Origin of the sequence: Klebsiella michiganensis, assembly GCF_015139575.1 — a bacterium.
Taxonomy (GTDB): domain Bacteria; phylum Pseudomonadota; class Gammaproteobacteria; order Enterobacterales; family Enterobacteriaceae; genus Klebsiella; species Klebsiella michiganensis.
Map to the genome: position 1 here is coordinate 1,282,755 of NZ_AP022547.1, position 17,327 is coordinate 1,300,081.

The 17,327-nt window shown below is 56.4% G+C and carries 14 protein-coding genes; 12 read left to right on the forward strand and 2 right to left on the reverse strand.

The window, feature by feature from the left end; genetic code table 11:
- Position 1: 1 nt before the first annotated feature.
- A complete protein-coding gene (locus JLG71_RS06220) occupies positions 2–1,789 on the reverse strand; it encodes a sigma-54-dependent Fis family transcriptional regulator (RefSeq protein WP_025107296.1) in 1,788 nt (595 codons plus the stop codon).
- Positions 1,790–2,038: 249 nt separating this feature from the next.
- Here JLG71_RS06220 and exaC point away from each other — a divergent pair, with 249 nt between their 5' ends.
- From exaC to JLG71_RS06255, 7 genes are all read left to right on the forward strand, one after another.
- Positions 2,039–3,559, forward strand: coding sequence for an acetaldehyde dehydrogenase ExaC (gene exaC, locus JLG71_RS06225; protein WP_161506269.1), 1,521 nt, complete (start codon positions 2,039–2,041; stop codon positions 3,557–3,559).
- Positions 3,560–4,223: 664 nt separating this feature from the next.
- Positions 4,224–4,820: a fimbrial protein gene (locus JLG71_RS06230; protein ID WP_014226488.1), complete on the forward strand. Its 597-nt coding sequence runs from the start codon at positions 4,224–4,226 to the stop codon at positions 4,818–4,820.
- A gap of 160 nt (positions 4,821–4,980) precedes the next feature.
- Positions 4,981–5,640, forward strand: coding sequence for a fimbrial biogenesis chaperone (locus JLG71_RS06235; RefSeq protein WP_014226487.1), 660 nt, complete (start codon positions 4,981–4,983; stop codon positions 5,638–5,640).
- 28 nt (positions 5,641–5,668) lie between these two features.
- Positions 5,669–8,203: a fimbria/pilus outer membrane usher protein gene (locus JLG71_RS06240; protein ID WP_116280434.1), complete on the forward strand. Its 2,535-nt coding sequence runs from the start codon at positions 5,669–5,671 to the stop codon at positions 8,201–8,203.
- Between the two features lie 48 nt (positions 8,204–8,251).
- Positions 8,252–9,316, forward strand: coding sequence for a fimbrial protein (locus JLG71_RS06245; RefSeq protein ID WP_049103470.1), 1,065 nt, complete (start codon positions 8,252–8,254; stop codon positions 9,314–9,316).
- A gap of 135 nt (positions 9,317–9,451) precedes the next feature.
- Complete coding sequence (locus JLG71_RS06250) at positions 9,452–10,246, forward strand: CatB-related O-acetyltransferase (RefSeq protein ID WP_161506270.1); 795 nt, start codon at positions 9,452–9,454, stop codon at positions 10,244–10,246.
- Between the two features lie 35 nt (positions 10,247–10,281).
- Positions 10,282–11,055: a transporter substrate-binding domain-containing protein gene (locus JLG71_RS06255; protein ID WP_048260143.1), complete on the forward strand. Its 774-nt coding sequence runs from the start codon at positions 10,282–10,284 to the stop codon at positions 11,053–11,055.
- Between the two features lie 39 nt (positions 11,056–11,094).
- On the opposite strand, the gene JLG71_RS06260 is transcribed toward JLG71_RS06255, so the two are convergent.
- Entirely contained in the window at positions 11,095–12,015 is a 921-nt protein-coding gene (locus JLG71_RS06260) for a LysR substrate-binding domain-containing protein (RefSeq protein ID WP_161506271.1), read from the reverse strand.
- Positions 12,016–12,160: 145 nt separating this feature from the next.
- Between JLG71_RS06260 and JLG71_RS06265 the strand changes: the two genes are divergently transcribed.
- From JLG71_RS06265 to ccmB, 5 genes are all read left to right on the forward strand, one after another.
- Positions 12,161–12,937: an SDR family NAD(P)-dependent oxidoreductase gene (locus JLG71_RS06265; protein ID WP_161506374.1), complete on the forward strand. Its 777-nt coding sequence runs from the start codon at positions 12,161–12,163 to the stop codon at positions 12,935–12,937.
- Positions 12,938–13,000: 63 nt separating this feature from the next.
- Positions 13,001–14,194, forward strand: coding sequence for an MFS transporter (locus tag JLG71_RS06270; RefSeq protein WP_161506272.1), 1,194 nt, complete (start codon positions 13,001–13,003; stop codon positions 14,192–14,194).
- Positions 14,195–14,599: 405 nt separating this feature from the next.
- Entirely contained in the window at positions 14,600–15,994 is a 1,395-nt protein-coding gene (locus JLG71_RS06275; protein WP_057173722.1) for a cytochrome c peroxidase, read from the forward strand.
- A gap of 7 nt (positions 15,995–16,001) precedes the next feature.
- The gene (gene ccmA / locus JLG71_RS06280; RefSeq protein WP_049083635.1) at positions 16,002–16,643 is read left to right on the forward strand and encodes a cytochrome c biogenesis heme-transporting ATPase CcmA; all 642 of its coding nucleotides are present in this window, start codon (positions 16,002–16,004) and stop codon (positions 16,641–16,643) included.
- Entirely contained in the window at positions 16,643–17,299 is a 657-nt protein-coding gene (ccmB, locus tag JLG71_RS06285; protein ID WP_086074038.1) for a heme exporter protein CcmB, read from the forward strand. The genes ccmA and ccmB overlap by 1 nt, the downstream gene beginning before the upstream one ends.
- Positions 17,300–17,327 lie beyond the last annotated feature (28 nt).

The window sequence follows — 17,327 nt, forward strand, 5'->3', positions numbered from 1 at the left end:
GCTATGCGCTATGGCTTCCGCGACGGGCCGCACGGCGATACAGCGTGCTGCGCGCGACGCCTAAAGCCTGCGCGGCCTTACTGATGTTGCCGTTATAGCTTGCCAGCGTGTCGGCAATCAGCTGCGCATCGTGCTGCTGAAGCCCGCGCAGCGGGCGGGCGGCGGGCGGGCTTCGATACTCCTGGGGCAAATCATCTATCCCCAGCGTTTCACCCTCTTCGGCGAGGGCCAGCAGTACCCTCAACACACTTTGCAGCTGGCGGACGTTGCCCGGCCAGGGATGAGACGTCAGGTGTTGCACAACTTCCGGGGCCAGCGCGATGCGACGTTTTTCTCCGCCCAGCTCGCGCCACAATCGTTGGATAAACCCGGACAGTTCAGGCCATTCGCGCAGGGGCGGCAGCGTTAAAGCAAACTCACGCAGGCGGTAGAGCAGGTCTTCGCGGAAGGTTCCTTCCGCGACGCGCTGCGCCAGATTGCGGTGGGTGGCGCAAATCACCGCGAAATTAACCGGCGAGCTCTGGCTGGCGCCAAGCGGCGTGACCTCTTTCTCCTGTAAGATCCTCAGCAGCCGGGTCTGAAGCGTTAACGGCATATCGCCAATCTCATCAAGAAACAGTACGCCGCCGTCGGCTTCGCGAATCTTGCCGATGTAGCCGTTTTTGTTTGCGCCGGTAAACGCCCCGGGCTGGTAGCCAAACAGCTCGGATTCAATCAGTGATTCCGGCAGCGCGGCGCAGTTGATGGCGACGAATTTGCCGCCGCTCCAGCGACTGTGCCGGTGCAGGGTACGGCTGACGTACTCTTTGCCGCAGCCGGTTTCGCCTTCGATACACAACCCAATCCCGGCGTTAAGCAGGCGCAGCAGCTTTTCGCCTTCGCGCTGGCTGGAGAAAGGCAGCTCGAGGGTGGGGCGCGCGGTCACCGCCACGCCAGCGGTCACGGGAGCGCGTAGACGGTAATAGTAGTTTCGATCTCCGGCGACGAGCGGCAGCGGTACGCTGACGGCGGTTTGCCGCAACTGCGGAAAAAGCTGCTGGAAGGTGAGGTGGCCGAACCGATCTGCGTTAAGTGAGAACTCGCGCATCGCCAGCCGGTTAGCCGCCATCAGCACATTGTCGGTAAAGACCAGCAGACATTCGTCGACGCCGTCGAGCTTTTCCAGCTGAGGATGCAGGCTCATCAGCCACTGTTGCGGATGCAGACTCTGTTTAACCCACAGATATTCTATCTGCTTCGCGGCGCCTTTTACCCACGCCAGCGTGCGGGCGTGCGGGTACCGGGCCGGGCCGGAGATATCCAGCACCCCGGCTATTTTGCCATCGGGACTTTGCAGCGGCACGGCGGCGCAATAAAGACCCTGGTTACTGGTCAGAAAATGCTGGCGGCCATCGATTTCGCAGCTGTCGTCAATCGCCAGCGCGGTGCCAATGGCGTTGGTTCCGCGTCCGCTTTCGCTCCACAGGTTGCCCGGCGCTAAAGCGAAGCGCTGCGCTTTCTGCATGGCGTGCGTATCGCCAAAGGTTTGCAAAACCAGACCGCTGGCATCAGAGAGAACCACGACGGATTGCAGAGCGTTGACTTTGCGGGATAGCTCATTAACGACCGGCTGGGCCAGCGTTTGCAGGCGGCTGTGTCTGGCGAGCCTGTCGGCCAGTTCGCTGGCGTGCAGGCGAGGGAAGTCATCCGTGGCGGGGTCGAGGCCATAGCGCTGGCTACGGCACCAGGAGTCGCTGAGCAGCGGGTTCGCTTCGATCTCTGGCGTCAGGGCAAACGGATTTCCTGGCACGGGACACCTCGTCGTTTAATTTGTGTTGCAATATTGTAGCTATATGGTTTTCGTAGTGTTGCGATTTGCGACACATAAGAGAGATTCTGTGCGACAGAAAGTGACGTGACCTATCTAATTTATTGAAAATTAATTTCTTTTTTAAAATATAAAAAATGGCATAACCCCTGCAATAGACGAGAGACGCAGCGAGCCGCCGTACAAAACTAATATGCCGCTGCCCTCAACCCTACATGAAGGAGATTCGCGATGCGTTATGCTCATCCTGGCACACCGGGCGCTTTGGTTTCACTGAAGTCAGCCTACGGTAACTTTATTGACGGTAAATTTGTTGAACCCATCGGTGGAGAATTCTTTATGAATACCTCCCCGGTCGACGGTAGCAACATCGGGCAGTTTCCGCGTTCTGATGCCAAAGATATCGACTTCGCCCTTGATGCGGCGCACCGGGCCGCCGACGCCTGGGGCAAAACGTCGGCTCAGCACCGCGCTAATCTGCTGCTGGAGGTTGCCGACCGTATTGAGGCCAACCTGGAATATCTGGCGGTAGCGGAGAGCTGGGATAACGGTAAGCCGATCCGCGAAACCCTCAACGCCGACCTGCCGCTGGCGGTCGATCACTTCCGCTATTTCGCCGGCTGCCTGCGCGCGCAGGAGGGAAGCACGGCGGAGATTGATGAAACGACGGTGGCTTATCACTTCCATGAGCCTCTCGGCGTGGTCGGACAAATTATTCCGTGGAACTTCCCGCTGCTGATGGCCGCCTGGAAGCTCGCTCCGGCGCTGGCTGCGGGCAACTGCGTGGTGCTGAAACCGGCAGAGCAGACGCCTCTCAGCATTACATTGCTGCTGGAGATTATTGGCGATCTGTTCCCGGCGGGCGTCCTTAACGTGGTTCAGGGATTTGGCAAAGAGGCGGGCGAAGCGCTGGCAACCAGTAAACGCATCGCCAAAATCGCCTTTACCGGCTCAACGCCGGTAGGCCGCCATATCATGGCCTGCGCGGCGGAAAACATTATCCCCTGTACCGTTGAGCTGGGCGGTAAATCGCCGAACATCTACTTTGCCGACGTGATGGAAGGCGAAGAAGAGTATATCGAGAAGGCGGTTGAAGGCCTGGTTCTGGGCTTCTTTAATCAGGGTGAGGTCTGCACCTGCCCGTCCCGCGCGCTGATTCAGGAGTCTATTTACGAGCCCTTTATGGCGCGGGTCATGGAGAAGGTGGCGCAAATTCGCCGCGGCGACCCCTTTGATACCGATACGATGATCGGCGCGCAGGCGTCGCGTCAGCAGTTCGATAAGATCCTTTCCTATATTAAGATCGCTCGCGATGAAGGCGGAAAGATCCTGACCGGCGGCGAACGCGCCAGCATCTCTGCCGAACTGGATAACGGTTTCTATATTCAGCCGACGCTGATTCAGGGCCGCAACGATATGCGCAGCTTCCAGGAGGAGATCTTTGGCCCGGTTATCGGCGTCACCACTTTTAAAGATGAAGCCGAGGCGCTGGCTATTGCAAACCAAACCCAGTTTGGCCTTGGGGCCGGGGTGTGGACGCGGGATACCAACCTGGCTTATCGCATGGGGCGCGGCATTAAGGCCGGTCGGGTGTGGACCAACTGCTATCACATCTACCCTGCGCACGCCGCGTTCGGCGGCTACAAACAGTCCGGCGTAGGGCGCGAAACCCATAAGATGGCGCTCAATGCCTATCAGCAGACGAAGAACCTGCTGGTGAGCTACGGTACCGCGCCGCTGGGCCTGTTCTGATCGTCCCTGTCAGCTATTTATTTTAGGATAACCCGCAATCTTCAGCATCGATTGCGGGTTTATTATTCCACAAAGAAAGTGTTGTTATTCATCTTTCCTCCCCGGCTTTCAGATGAAATACACTTGTCATCAATATCTCCTGCTTATAATGACTCGCGTGATTATTGTTTATTCGATAACGAAAATAAGATAAAAGCCAATCTAAGATTTATCCTAATATTCTATAAAAACCCAGTCCGCTCACAGAATTATTGCCGAAAAATCGCGGTGAAATTAGGGGGGGTTGTTAAATTACGCCGCCTGATGTTGCTTTTTGATGTTATTGTATCGTGATTTTTGGTTGCATTAATTAACAATGCGCATAATGTTTTTAATATTATCTTTATATGTAAAATAAAACAGCATTTCATTAACATAACAAAATATTGCGATTTGTAATCGGTAGGGATAGTATTTATTTGTTACCTTAATAAAGGGTTTATCAATTTCGCCGAAGAACTTCTTTTTATCAAAATAGCCAATTAAGCAGCTTATTTTTGCTGCCTGATGTCCTGCGGACGGAACGCGAATATTATTAACATGGAGGATCTGCACGCAGATTTGCCCGGGGCTTAAGCCCTCGCGCACAATCTGTCGAAAATATAAGTTAGAGATGAGATGAATAATGAAAACGCAATTTCGTATTATGGCAATGTTTGTCGGTGCTCTGGTGTCCGCTAGCGCATTATCCTCGCCTTCACAACCCGCCAGATCGGCAATGACCGTTAACCCCGGTTCTAATGCGGGCACGCAGGGGACGGGTGGGCAGGTAGAATTTACCGGATCGATTACCGATTCCTCCTGTAATGTTGATAGCACCAGCGCAAATCAGAGCGTCGATCTGGGGAAATGGGCGAGCAGCTATTTTACCGGCGCAGGTTCTGAAACGACCAAAACCGCCTTCCATATCAAAGTGAAAGATTGTCCTTCTACCGTTACCACCGTCTCGGTGCTATTTGACGGTACCCGCGATACCAACAATAGCGATCTGCTGGCGATTAACGGTACCGCAAGTGGGGTAGCGATAAAGCTGTATGAAGATGATAAGTCGACGCCGGTTGATCTCGGCGCCGTCTCACGCGGCCACAGCGTTACCGCTGGCGCGAGCGGCGCGGCAACGGGTACCGCCGATTTGGAATTCTTTGCTGACTATGTCTCAACCAGCGCGGTTTCCGCCGGTTCTGCCAACGGTACGGCCAACTTCAATATGGTTTACAACTAATACCCTGGAAGCGGGTAAAGCTGCGGTTATTCATGGCTTCCCACGCCGGGTAAGCCGCCAGCCGCCGCCCGGCTGAAATAGGGTCGGCATAATTAATGCAGATTATTTATCAGCTTCAGGCAGTGATACCCGCTTTTATTATTCCCGGACGGTAGTCATTATGAAACGAACGATCGCCGCGATAGCCTTTTTATTGCTATCAACTGCGGCACAGGCCGGTATTGTCATGGGAGGAACCCGTGTTGTTTATCAGGAAGGGAAACGTGAAGCCGCAATATCGGTTACCAACGCTGATACTCATTCACCTTATCTGGTGCAATCGTGGGTAGAAAACTATGCGGAAAACAATAAAAGCCGGGTGCCTTTTATTGTGACGCCGCCGCTTTTCCGTCTCGATCCTGAACAGCAGAACGTATTGCGTATTAACTATATTGGTGGAACGCTGCCCACCGATCGCGAATCCGTTTTTTGGCTCAATGTGAAAAGTATTGCTCCAACGAAACAAGATGAAGTGAACAAGCTTCAGGTCAATATTAAATCAAAGTTTAAGATCTTCTATCGCCCGAATGGTCTGGCGGGCGAGCCTGACGATGCATGGCGCAAGCTGACGTTTAACATTGAAGGTTCCAGGCTGGTTGCCCAAAACCCGACGCCCTATTTTGTCTCCTTTTTTGTTATTTCGGTTGGCGGTACAGATATTCTGCAACCCGGCATGATTGGCCCCTTTGATCATAAAGCGTGGCCGATTACTCATTCCGGGGTAGTTAAATGGCGCGCCATTAATGACTTCGGTGGTATTACGGATTACGCACAACAGTAATTAATTTGCTTCGCCTGGTCAGGATATTGTGAAAAATAACACTTCGGATATGACTCCCGTTTATTCGGCGATCGCGGCGCCAACCGGCGGGATTTTATTATTGCCGACGGCGCTTTTTCTGCTGTACCAAAGCGGTATCGCGCGGGCGGAGGACTACTTTGATCCGGCGGCATTAGAATTTGCCAATCCGCAGCAAAAGACCGCTGATTTACACTATTTTGCTAAAGCAGGCGGCCAGCAGCCCGGGACATACCCGGTCAGCATTTGGGTGAATAACCAGGAGATAGCCCAGGGCGAGGTGACATTTGTCGACAGCAACGGCGAACTGCGGCCGCAGTTAACCCCGGCGCAGCTGGCGGAATATGGCGTCAACGTCAGCGCTTTCCCGGCGTTTAATACCCTGCATGAGGGAGAAACGTTTACTCGCATCGAGCGCTACATCCCCGATGCCAGCAGCCGTTTTGATTTCGCCACTCAGCGTCTGAACTTAAGTATTCCCCAGGCGGCCATGAACGCCCAGAGCCGCGGATACGTGGATCCGGCACGCTGGGATGATGGTATCCCGGCGGCGTTTGTTAACTATAACCTGACCGGGTCGCAAACCCGGCAGACGGATGACAGCAGCCGCTCCAGCTACCTGAATCTACGCAGCGGGGTTAACCTCGGCGCCTGGCGCCTGCGTAACGTCTCGTCGATGGAGTATGACCGGACCCGGCGCTGGAATTCACAGAGTACCTGGCTACAGCGCGACCTGAAGTCACTCAAAAGCCTGCTGCGGATGGGCGATACCTTTACGACCGGCGACGTTTTCGACAGCGTGCAGTTTCGCGGCGTTCAGCTGATGTCCGATGATGAAATGCTGCCGGATAGCCAGCGCGGCTTCGCCCCGACGATCCGCGGAATGGCGCACAGCAACGCCAAAGTCACCATCTCCCAGCATGGCTACGTTATCTATGAAACGTTCGTCTCGCCGGGAGCGTTTGCGATAAACGACCTCTATCCAACGGCGCAAAGCGGCGATCTCGAGGTGCAGGTAAAAGAGAGCGATGGTTCGGTGCGGACCTTTACCCAGCCCTTTTCAGCCGTCCCGTTTATGCTGCGGGAAGGACGCGTGAAATTCAGCCTGAGCGCCGGACGCTACCATTCGGAGCAGAGCCAGGCGCGCTCGCCGACGTTTTTGCAGGGTACGCTCTTTTATGGGCTACCGGCTGAATTCACGCTCTACGGCGGTAGCCAGCTGGCGCAGGATTACCAGTCGTGGGCGCTCGGCGTCGGGCGCGGTTTTGGCGAGCTCGGATCGCTTGGAGGCGATGCGACATGGGCGAACACCACGACGCCGTCGGGAAAGCGCTCGGCCGGCCATTCGGTACGGGTGCAGTACCAGAAGGATTTTGCCGGCACCGGCACCTCATTTAGCCTCGCCAGCTATCGCTACTCCTCAGGCGGTTATTACGACTTCAGCGAAGCCAGCGCGCTTGAGAGCCGCAATGGCCTGCTGGATAACAAGCGCAGCCGCGAAGAGGTCTCCCTTTCTCAGGCGTTTGGCGGTATGAGCAGCCTGGCGATTTCCGCCTGGTCGCAGGAGTACTGGCACCGCCAGAGCCGCGATGAAACGATCCATCTCGGTTTTTACAGCGCCTGGCGAGGCGTTTCGTGGGGCGTGGGTTATTACTACACCCAGTCATCCGATCGCCAAAAAGACGATCGCTCGTGGTCCTTGAACCTGAGCATTCCGCTTGGCGGCCCGCTGTCCGAGAGCGCGGTTAGCTACAGCACCACCTCCGACAATAACGGACGCACCTCGCAGCAGGCGTCGCTGTACGGTTCGCTTCCGCGCAATCCCAATCTCTACTACTCCCTTCAGCAGGGCTACGTTAACGGCGGCCAGGGCAGCAACAGCAGCGCATCGCTCGATTACCACGGCGGCTATGGAACCGCGCAGCTCGGCTATCGCCGCGATAGCGCAAGCCATCAGCTGACCTGGGGCGCATCGGGGTCCATCGTCGCCCATCCTCATGGCGTGACGCTGGGTCAGACCGTCGGCGAAAGCTTTGCCATCGTACGCGCGCCGGGTGCCGCCGACGTGGCGATTCAGAACGGCAGCAACGTGCATACCGACTGGCGGGGCTATGCGGTGGTGCCCTCGCTGACGGCGTATCGCAAAAACACCATTACGCTCGATACCGAATCGCTGGCCGACGATGCCGATGTTGAACTTGAAGGGCAGACGGTGATCCCCGGCGGCGGGGCGGTGGTGCAGGCAAACTATCAGACCCATATCGGCAGCCGCGTGCTGTTTACCCTTCGCGATAGCCACGGCCCGCTGCCGTTCGGCGCCAGCGTTCGCTTGCGTAAAGCAGAAGACGATCGGGGCGCGGCGCCGGGCGGCATGGTGGCGGATGGCGGGCAGGTCTATCTGAGCGGTATTCCGCAAGAAGGGACGCTCGATGCCGCCTGGAACGCCGACAATATCTCACGGAGATGCGCGCTGCATTTCCATCTTACCGATACCGTACAGCAGGGGCAGAGTCCGGTTAAAACCGTCTCTGGCCTCTGCCAGTAGGTCTGCACAGAGGTGATTTTGCGCATAGTATCGTTTTTATTCCTGCTGATGGCGGGGATTTATAGCCACAGCGGCTGGGCGGAAACCTGCAGAGGAGATATCGGCCAGATGACCGTGAACGTCCAGAATATCAAGTACCTGCCCACGCTGCCGTTGAATACCCAGATGACCGGCATGATGGCGGATAACGGCAGCGGGATTCATTTCTCCTGCGATCTTCAGGTGCCGAAAGCGGCGGCAAAGCGTCTGGTTTATCGGCAGCTAAAAACGGCCTCAACGCCGCTGTCAATCGGCGGTCAGCACGTGTTCCCCTCAGCGCTGGACGGCATAGGATACTCGCTGGGCTTCCAGTGCAGCGGCGGCGCCGTTCGCTTTATTGATGGCAGCCATGCGGCCGGTAATGGGGAATCCGTGACGGTTTGCGACAGCAATGAGATGGCTAATCTGCTGAACCAGCAGCAGATTGTGGTGAAAGTCTTTGTGACGTTTTATAAGACCGGTAATGTCGCCCTGGTCAGCGGCAACCACGCAAACGTTCCGGCGCAGCCGCAGATTGGCGAACTCACTATCCAGCAGCAGGCCGACAGCCGCAGCGGTTTTGTCGCCAGCTCGCCGGTCACGCTCGATATGGCGGCGCTGAATGTCGATATCGGCAGCAGCGGCAGCTGTCAGGTTTCAACCGCGAATATTCACGTTAGCCTCGGCACGGTAAATAAAGCGGAGTTTAAGGGCAAAAACACCACCGGCGGCGTCGCGAAGCGCTTCTCCATACCGGTCTTCTGCTCCACGCCAACCGATATCCGCATCGGCTTTTTTGGCGTCACCTCGCCATCCGGGGGAACGGATACTCTGGCGCTAAGTAAAGCAAACGCCTCCGCGAGCGGTGTGGGCGTCAGGCTCACCTACGGCAATAACAGTGCCCCAGCGCCCGCCGCCGGAACCGGCGTCAAAATCAATGAGGCCAGTAACTTACCTGTACTCAAGCGGATTACCGCCAGCAGCGCGGGGGCGGCGGAAAATATCAACTTTAACGCCCAGTACGTACAGACGGATGACGCGGTAACCGCCGGTACCGCCAATAGCATGGTGACGTTTGCGCTGGAGTATAACTGACCGTCGCTTTCGCGCTGTCGCTCACAAAAAAGAGAAGTCATAACGATTTTTCGCACGGCGAGCGGATCGGTACGCTATCAATGATCGAGAGATTAAGCGGCTGTCCGGGAATACTTTTGTGCGGGAAAATCGATAATGAAAATCGCCTTTGGGGAGCTTAAGCCACTATTGCAGGCGCAGCGGATTTTTGTCGGCGGGCAGACGCTGGCCTGCGGCCACGCCTTTTACCGTGACGACCTGCCGATTGAGATACCGGAAAACTTAGCCACCGAGGCCTATACCACCTACTGGGGGCGCTGCGGCGAACGGCTGGCCTCGCTGGGCGCCTTTAGCTATACGCGAACCCTGCTGCCGGCGCTGATTAACGTGGGGCGCTACACGTCGATTGCCGATCGGTTACAGGTGCTCGGCGACCGACATCCCCTGGAGTGGGCCAGCGCCAGCCCGGTGTTTTATGCCCATCATTCCGGCCTGATGGCGACGCTGGCTGCCGATAGCGGCAGGACCAACCAGTTTTATCCTTTTGCAAAAACCCCCCGGCCGATAACCATCGGCAACGATGTGTGGATTGGCCAGAATGTCACCCTGGCGCAGGGGATTACTATTGGCGATGGGGCCGTCATTGCCGCCAACGCGCTGGTGGTCAAAGACGTCGCACCGTACGCCATCGTCGGCGGTAATCCCGCGAAGATCATCCGCATGCGCTTCAGCGAGGCGATTATTGAGCAGCTGATGGCGCTACGATGGTGGCGTTACTCCGCCCAGGATATTGCCGGGTATCCGGTTAATCAGGTTGAGCGCTTTTGCGAGCAGCTCGCCGGGCGGGTGGCCGAAGGAACGATGCCGCCTTTCTCGCCGCCGGTATTGACGGTATCCATGATTAAAGATTTTATAAACAATAAACAGCATCCGCTGCGCAGCGCGGTGTAATCATAAACGGTTCACATTTGAACAAGGATATAACGATGAAGTTGAAGTCAGGTCTTGTTTTCGTCATCGCTGCCGTCGCCTTTGGCGCCCAGGCGCGCGACATGAACAGCATTCAACAAAGCGGCGAACTGAAAGTCGGCGTCCCGGGGGATTACGCGCCGCTGGCGTTTCATAATAAAGCCGGGGAGCTGATGGGCTACGATGTTGATATGGCGAAAGATCTCGGCAAGCGGCTTGGGCTAAAGGTGAGCTTTGTGACGACCAGCTGGCCCACGCTCTCCGCCGACTTGAAGGCCGATAAGTTTGATATCGCCATGGGTGGGGTGACGGAAACCGCAGCGCGGGCGAAAGATTTCGCGTTAAGCCAGCCGGTGGTGCCGAACGGCAAGATTGCGCTGGCTAACTGCGCGGCGGCGCCGGCGCTCGGTAGCCTGGAAAAAATCGACCAGCCAAACGTGAAGGTGGTGGTGAATCCGGGCGGCACCAACCAAAGCTTTGTCGATGAACATATCAAGCAGGCGCAGATTATTCGGGTGAAAAACAATATCGATAACCTTGAAGCGCTGCGGCAGAAAACGGCGGATATGATGGTGACCGACCTGATTGAGGGCGTCTATTACCAGAGCAATGAGCCGGGCGTGTTTTGCGTGGCCAATGAGCAGCCGTTCCCGGGCACCGCCAGCTTCAAAGTCTATATGATGAATAAAGATAACCCGCAGCTGCTGGACAAGGTTAACCAGTGGCTGGCCAGCCAGGACAAAAACGTGCTGAAACAGAAGTGGCGCATTCATGACCAGCTAAAACCATAAAGCAATAAAGGTTTTCTATGCGGGTGTGGCGGAAGATATTCAGCGTATCGGGTTTTCCGCCAGCACATCGTGAAGCAGCCAGTCATAAAACACCTTCACTTCCGGGCGCATGACCGCATGCTGGGGCGTCACAATATAGTAGGACCAGGTGAGCGGCCAGCGGCGGGCCGGGTGTAGCTGAACGAGCTGGCCGGTGGCGAGGAGCTGTTGTACCAGCGCCCGGCGAACAATAGCGACGCCGCGCCCGCTGAGCGCGGCCAGGATGACCGCCGACGTTGAGTTAATATGCAACCCGCTATCGCGCGCCGTTGGCGCCTGAGCGGCCTCCAGCACTTCCGCCCATGATGGAAAGCTGGCGCCGGGATAGGGCGTATCATCATGAATCAGCTTTTGCGCCGCCAGCCACTCGCCGCAGGCGGTTTTGTCTGCTAGGACGATTAGCGGGCTGCACACCAGCACCGCTTCTTCATCCATCAGCCAGGTTTTATTGACCCCGGGCCAGTCGCCGCGACCGCAGCGTACCGCCAAATCCGCTTCGCCGTGGGCCACGTCCATCAGCTTTTCCGTAACGTTGAGACGCAGGTCGATATTATCATGGACTTCAGAGAAGCGGTTTAAGCGCTCCATCAGCCAGTTCATCATCAGCACCTGCGAGGCGGTAATCACCACCACGGAACGCGCCCGGCGGCCGCGAAGCTTATTCAGTCCGCTCTCCAGCTTATCCAGTCCCTGAGTAATATCCTGCAGCGCCGCCTGCGCCTCGCTCACCAGGGTGAGACGCTCTTTACCGCTACGGGTACGGTGCAGCAGCGGATGGCCGACCCAATCCTCCAACGCCCTGACCAGCTGCCCGACGGCGGCGGGCGTCACGCCCAGCTCGCGCGCCGCGCCGGTAAAGCTGCCGTGGCGGGCGGTGGCTTCAAATGCGTGAAGCCATTTCAGTCGGTTAAGCGATCGCATGGTGAATATCCCTCAGTGAATTTGCGTCTCAGTATAGGCCATCAAGATAGATTTTCTTTGTCGTTGGGCTATTTCTTCTCATTCGTCAGCGCGCTGCAGGAAAGGCATGCTTAGGCTACACAAATCAAGCGTGAAGAGGTGAATGATGAATACGGCGTTTATGGGGAAAAAACTGTTAGTGGTTGGCGGGACCAGCGGTATGGGGCTGGCGACGGCCAAACGGGTGGTGGAGAATGGCGGCAGCGTGGTGCTGGTGGGCAATCGTCGGCAGAAGGCCGAACAGGCGCGTCAGGCGCTGGCGGCAGCGGGGAAGGTGGATGTTATCGTCGCTGACCTGACGAGCGAAAGCGGTATGCAGCAGGTTATGGCCGCTATTAACGCGGAACATCAGGATATCAGCCTGCTGGTCAACGCCGCCGGCGTTTTCTTCCCGAAGCCGTTTATCGAACATGAAATGGCTGACTACGATCGGTATATGCATCTCAACCGCGCGACGTTTTTTATCACCCGCGAGGTGGTGCGCAATATGCTGGCTAATGGCATCAAAGGTTCGATTGTGAATATCGGCTCGATGTGGGCGCAGCAGGCCATCGGCGCAACGCCGTCGACAGCCTACTCCATGGCGAAAGCGGGTCTGCATGCGCTGACCAAAAATCTGGCGATTGAGCTGGGCGGCAGCGGGATTCGGGTCAATGCGGTATCGCCGGCGGTGGTGCATACGCCGATATATGAAGGGTTTATCCCTAAAGAGGATGTGAAGGATGTGATGAACAGCTTTGACGGCTTCCATCCCATTGGCCGCGTCGGCACGCCTGATGATATCGCGCAAACCGTGGCGTTTCTGCTCAGCGATAGCACCCGCTGGGTGACCGGCGCGGTTTGGGATATTGATGGCGGCGTGATGGCTGGTCGTCATGCCTGATTACGTTCATTATGTCAGTCAGGGTATTGGCATAACGCAAACGAATTCAGGATAAAGAGAGTCATGAGCGCTGAGATAACGCTGCCCGTCGGACAGCAAAACCAAAATATTGTTCGCCTGGCGACGGCGCAGGCGCTCGCAGGAGCAAACTCGGTGGTGTTTTACGCCACAGGGGCGATTGTGGGCAATGCCATCGCGCCCTCGCCGACGCTGGCCACGCTGCCCATTACCATTTTTGTGCTGGGGATGGCGGCCTGTATTTTGCCGTTTGGCGCGCTGGCCAGAAGACGCGGGCGCAAAACGGTCTTTATGGTCGGTACCGGCGCCGGCGTGTTGACGGGAGCGCTGGCGGCGCTGGCGGTCGCGATCGCTTCGTTCGGACTGTTCTGTCTCGCGGCCTTTTTCGGCGGCGCCTATGCGGCGGTGGCGGTGTCCTTCCGCTTTGCCGCTACCGACGGCGTCAGCGGCGAGCGGCGCGCGCGGGCGCTCTCGCTGGTCATGGGCGGCGGCGTGGCGGCGGGGATCATCGGCCCGATGCTGGTGACCGCGACCATGAATTTGTGGCCGCCGCACACCTTTGCGATGACCTTTATCGCTCAGGGGCTGGTGGCGGCGGTATCCGCGCTGGTCTTGCTGGGGGTAAAAACCCCCGAGCCGGCGGCGCAGGCCAAATCGGGCGGGCGCCCGCTGGGCGAAATCGTGCGCCAGCCGGGGTTTTCCCGGACGGTTTTTAGCGGCGCTATATCCTATATGGTGATGAACTTCCTGATGACCGCGGCGCCGCTTTCCATGCATATGCACGGGATCTCCCAGCAGGCGTCGAATCTGGGCATTCAGTGGCACGTGATCGCCATGTACGGTCCCGGATTTTTTACCGGCAAGCTGATTAATCGCTTCGGCGCCCGGCGTATTAACGCGGCCGGTTTAGTTCTGCTGCTGCTGTCGGTGATGGTTGGCCTCGCCGGTATCGACGTGATGCACTACTGGCTGTCGCTGATCCTGCTGGGTATCGGCTGGAACTTCGGCTTTACCGGCGCGTCGGCGCAGATCATGGATTTCCACCGGCCGGAAGAGAAAACTCAGGTGCAATCGCTGAATGATTTTATTGTCTTCGGCGTCATGATGATTGGCTCATTTTCCTCGGGCGCGTTGATGAACCTCTTCGGCTGGAATGCCGTGCTGTGGGGTTCGCTGGTGCCGGTTGCGGTTGCGCTGATCGCATTGTTGGCAAGCCGACGCCCAACGCTAAGGGGTTAATCCTCTTAGCTTTTCAAACGCAGGCGGAATTATTTTTCCGCTTTTTATTTCTGCCGCGAGAGCAAATTTAAAATATGAATTGGTAGGGTGAGATAAAATTCATCTCTCTTTTTTACTGCTTAATGGAAACACGCTAATGTGAATCCTCTTATTAATGTTTTACCCGTTTATATAATAAGAGTGAATACATGGAGGATTGAGCAAGGGAGTGAGGTTTTTAGCCGCCGCGCGCAGCGCAGAATAATATAGTGATGATAGGGTGTGGTTATTATATCTATAGGCCCTGCCTGTCATCGGCTTTGACGCTAATCAATATCCACGGCGCCGTCACCGCTATGATGTTACGTGAAACTATAAATATAAAACGTCATTATCTCAGCTGCAATGCCTCAAAGGAATGATCTTATGAAGAAAATTGCGACCATTACAGCCTCGGTCATTACCGCAGGCGTGTTATGTTATTTAGGGTTGTCAGGCTATATCTGGTATTACGACAGTCAGCGTATTAAAAAAAACGACGTCCGGCTCTCGGCGGTTGCCGAGAATAATAAAGTCCTCTCTTTTTTTAATGAAAAAGGTTGCGACTATTGCCACACGCCCTCGGCGGAGTTGCCCTTTTACGCCGCTTTTCCCGTTGCCAAACAGCTGATGGATTATGACGTACAGCTGGGATACAAATCCTTTAACCTTCAATCCGTGCGTACGTCACTGATTGACGATAAACCCGTTTCACAAAGTGGATTAAACAAGATTGAGTGGGTTATGCAGCATCAAACGATGCCGCCTACGCGATACGTCGCGCTGCACTGGGCCGGCGGCGTTAGCGACAGCGAACGTATTGAGATACTCAACTGGATTAAGCACCAGCGCGAGCGCTACTATGCCAGCGCTGATACCGCCGCGAAGCATCGCAATGAACCTCTCCAGCCGATCCCTAAAAAGCTGCCCGTTGATGAGCGGAAAGCTGCGCTGGGTTTTCGTCTTTATCACGACGCGCGAATGTCCGGGGATAGCACCATTTCTTGCGCACACTGCCATGCGTTAAACGCGGGCGGGGTTGATGGCAGAAAAACGTCTATCGGCGTGGGGGGCGCTGTTGGGCCAATTAACGCGCCAACGGTATTTAACGCCGTCTTTAATATTGAGCAATTCTGGGACGGACGGGCATCAACGCTGCAAGAACAGGCCGGTGGCCCGCCGTTAAACCCCATTGAGATGGCATCAAAATCCTGGGGAGACATTATTAATAAACTGGATAAAGATCCCGTATTGAAAAAGGATTTTTTAGCCGTTTATCCGCAAGGTTTTAGCGGTGAGCGCATCACTGACGCTATCGCTGAATTTGAAAAAACATTAATTACCCCCGACGCGCCATTTGATAATTGGCTGCGCGGTGATGAAGACGCGCTGACCGCGCAACAAAAACATGGCTATCAGCTATTTAAAGATAATAAATGTGCTACCTGTCACGGCGGTATTATTCTCGGCGGCCGCTCTTTTGAACCGCTGGGGCTGAAGCGTGATTTTAATTTTGGTGAAATCACGGCTGCTGATATTGGCCGAATGAATGTGACGAAAGAGGTACGGGATAAATTACGCCAAAAAGTGCCGGGGCTACGCAACGTGGCGCTCACCGCGCCCTATTTTCATCGCGGTGATGTTCCGACGCTTGATGGCGCAGTAAAACTGATGCTGCGCTATCAGGTCGGTACGGATTTAGCGCAAAAAGATATCGATGATATTGTCGCTTTTCTGCATAGCCTGACCGGTGTTTATACGCCGTATCAGCCGGGGCAATAACGGGATGATGAGCGAAAGTTCCCGGAGCTGGCTCAGGGCCATTAAACTGCACTGCGAACGCGATGGTCGGACGCTGCTGAAAGATTTTTCATTCAGCGTTTCGGCGGGCGATTGGGTGCAGATAGCCGGAGGCAACGGTGCGGGGAAAACCACTCTCCTGCGCCTGCTTACCGGGCTGGCCCGCGCTGATGCCGGAGAAATCTACTGGCAGGGCCGCCCTCTGCATCGCGTGCGCGATAGCTACCAGCAAAACCTGCTGTGGATTGGCCATAAGCCGGGAATCAAAGCCAGGCTGACCGCCATGGAAAACCTGCGTTTTCTCCATCAACACGATGATATCGCCCAGTGCCGGGAGGCCCTTAAGAAGGCCGGGCTTGCCGGCTTCGACGATATTCCTGTTAACCAGCTCTCCGCCGGTCAGCAGCAGCGCGTGGCGCTGTCGCGCCTCTGGCTGACCCGCGCCCGCCTGTGGATCCTCGACGAACCTTTTACCGCCGTCGATACGGAGGGCGTCGAACGCCTGATTCAGCGCATGGCGCAGCACACGGAGCAAGGCGGCATCGTCATTTTCACTGCCCATCAATCAATTAGCGCGGCATCCGACAGGATTCGACGCATTGCGCTGTGCGGCGAGAGGGCGGAACCGTGATGTGGCGGATTTTTTGCCTTGAACTGCGGGTCGCGTTTCGCCATCGCGCGGAAATCGCCAATCCGCTGTGGTTTTTTCTGATTGTCATTACGCTGTTTCCGCTTGCCGTTGGTCCGGAGCCGCAGCTGCTGGCGCGGCTGACGCCCGGCATTATTTGGGTCGCTGCGCTGCTCTCCTCGCTGCTGGCGCTCGAGCGCTTGTTTCGCGACGACTTACAGGACGGCAGCCTTGAACAGCTGATGCTGCTGCCTTTACCGCTGCCGGCGGTGGTCGTGGCTAAAGTGATGGCTCACTGGGTGGTCACCGGTGTGCCCCTGCTGATCCTGTCGCCGCTGGTGGCTCTGCTGCTGGGCATGGACGTCTATGGCTGGAAAATTATGGCGCTGACCCTGCTATTAGGGACGCCGACGCTGGGGTTCCTCGGCGCGCCGGGCGTGGGGCTCACCGTCGGACTTAAGCGCGGCGGCGCGCTGTTAAGCATTCTGGTTCTGCCGCTGACTATTCCCTTACTTATTTTTGCTACCGCCGCGATGGATGCGGCCTCCATGCATCTGCCCGTGGCGGGGTATATGGCGATACTGGGCGCGCTGCTGGCGGGCAGCGCAACGTTAAGCCCCTTTGCGACGGCGGCGGCGCTACGCGTCAGTCTGCACTAGCGCGGTTTTTGATGGATGGCGCTTATCA

Excerpts from the sequence above, each read along its gene's own strand:
- JLG71_RS06275 (WP_057173722.1), top strand. The coding sequence starts at position 14,600 with ATGAAGAAAATTGCGACCATTACAGCCTCGGTCATTACCGCAGGCGTG.
- JLG71_RS06245 (WP_049103470.1), top strand. The coding sequence starts at position 8,252 with ATGGCGGGGATTTATAGCCACAGCGGCTGGGCGGAAACCTGCAGAGGA.
- exaC (WP_161506269.1), top strand. The coding sequence starts at position 2,039 with ATGCGTTATGCTCATCCTGGCACACCGGGCGCTTTGGTTTCACTGAAG.
- JLG71_RS06250 (WP_161506270.1), top strand. The coding sequence starts at position 9,452 with ATGAAAATCGCCTTTGGGGAGCTTAAGCCACTATTGCAGGCGCAGCGG.
- JLG71_RS06255 (WP_048260143.1), top strand. The coding sequence starts at position 10,282 with ATGAAGTTGAAGTCAGGTCTTGTTTTCGTCATCGCTGCCGTCGCCTTT.
- JLG71_RS06230 (WP_014226488.1), top strand. The coding sequence starts at position 4,224 with ATGAAAACGCAATTTCGTATTATGGCAATGTTTGTCGGTGCTCTGGTG.
- ccmA (WP_049083635.1), top strand. The coding sequence starts at position 16,002 with ATGAGCGAAAGTTCCCGGAGCTGGCTCAGGGCCATTAAACTGCACTGC.
- JLG71_RS06265 (WP_161506374.1), top strand. The coding sequence starts at position 12,161 with ATGAATACGGCGTTTATGGGGAAAAAACTGTTAGTGGTTGGCGGGACC.
- JLG71_RS06260 (WP_161506271.1), bottom strand. The coding sequence starts at position 12,015 with ATGCGATCGCTTAACCGACTGAAATGGCTTCACGCATTTGAAGCCACC.
- ccmB (WP_086074038.1), top strand. The coding sequence starts at position 16,643 with ATGTGGCGGATTTTTTGCCTTGAACTGCGGGTCGCGTTTCGCCATCGC.
- JLG71_RS06235 (WP_014226487.1), top strand. The coding sequence starts at position 4,981 with ATGAAACGAACGATCGCCGCGATAGCCTTTTTATTGCTATCAACTGCG.
- JLG71_RS06270 (WP_161506272.1), top strand. The coding sequence starts at position 13,001 with ATGAGCGCTGAGATAACGCTGCCCGTCGGACAGCAAAACCAAAATATT.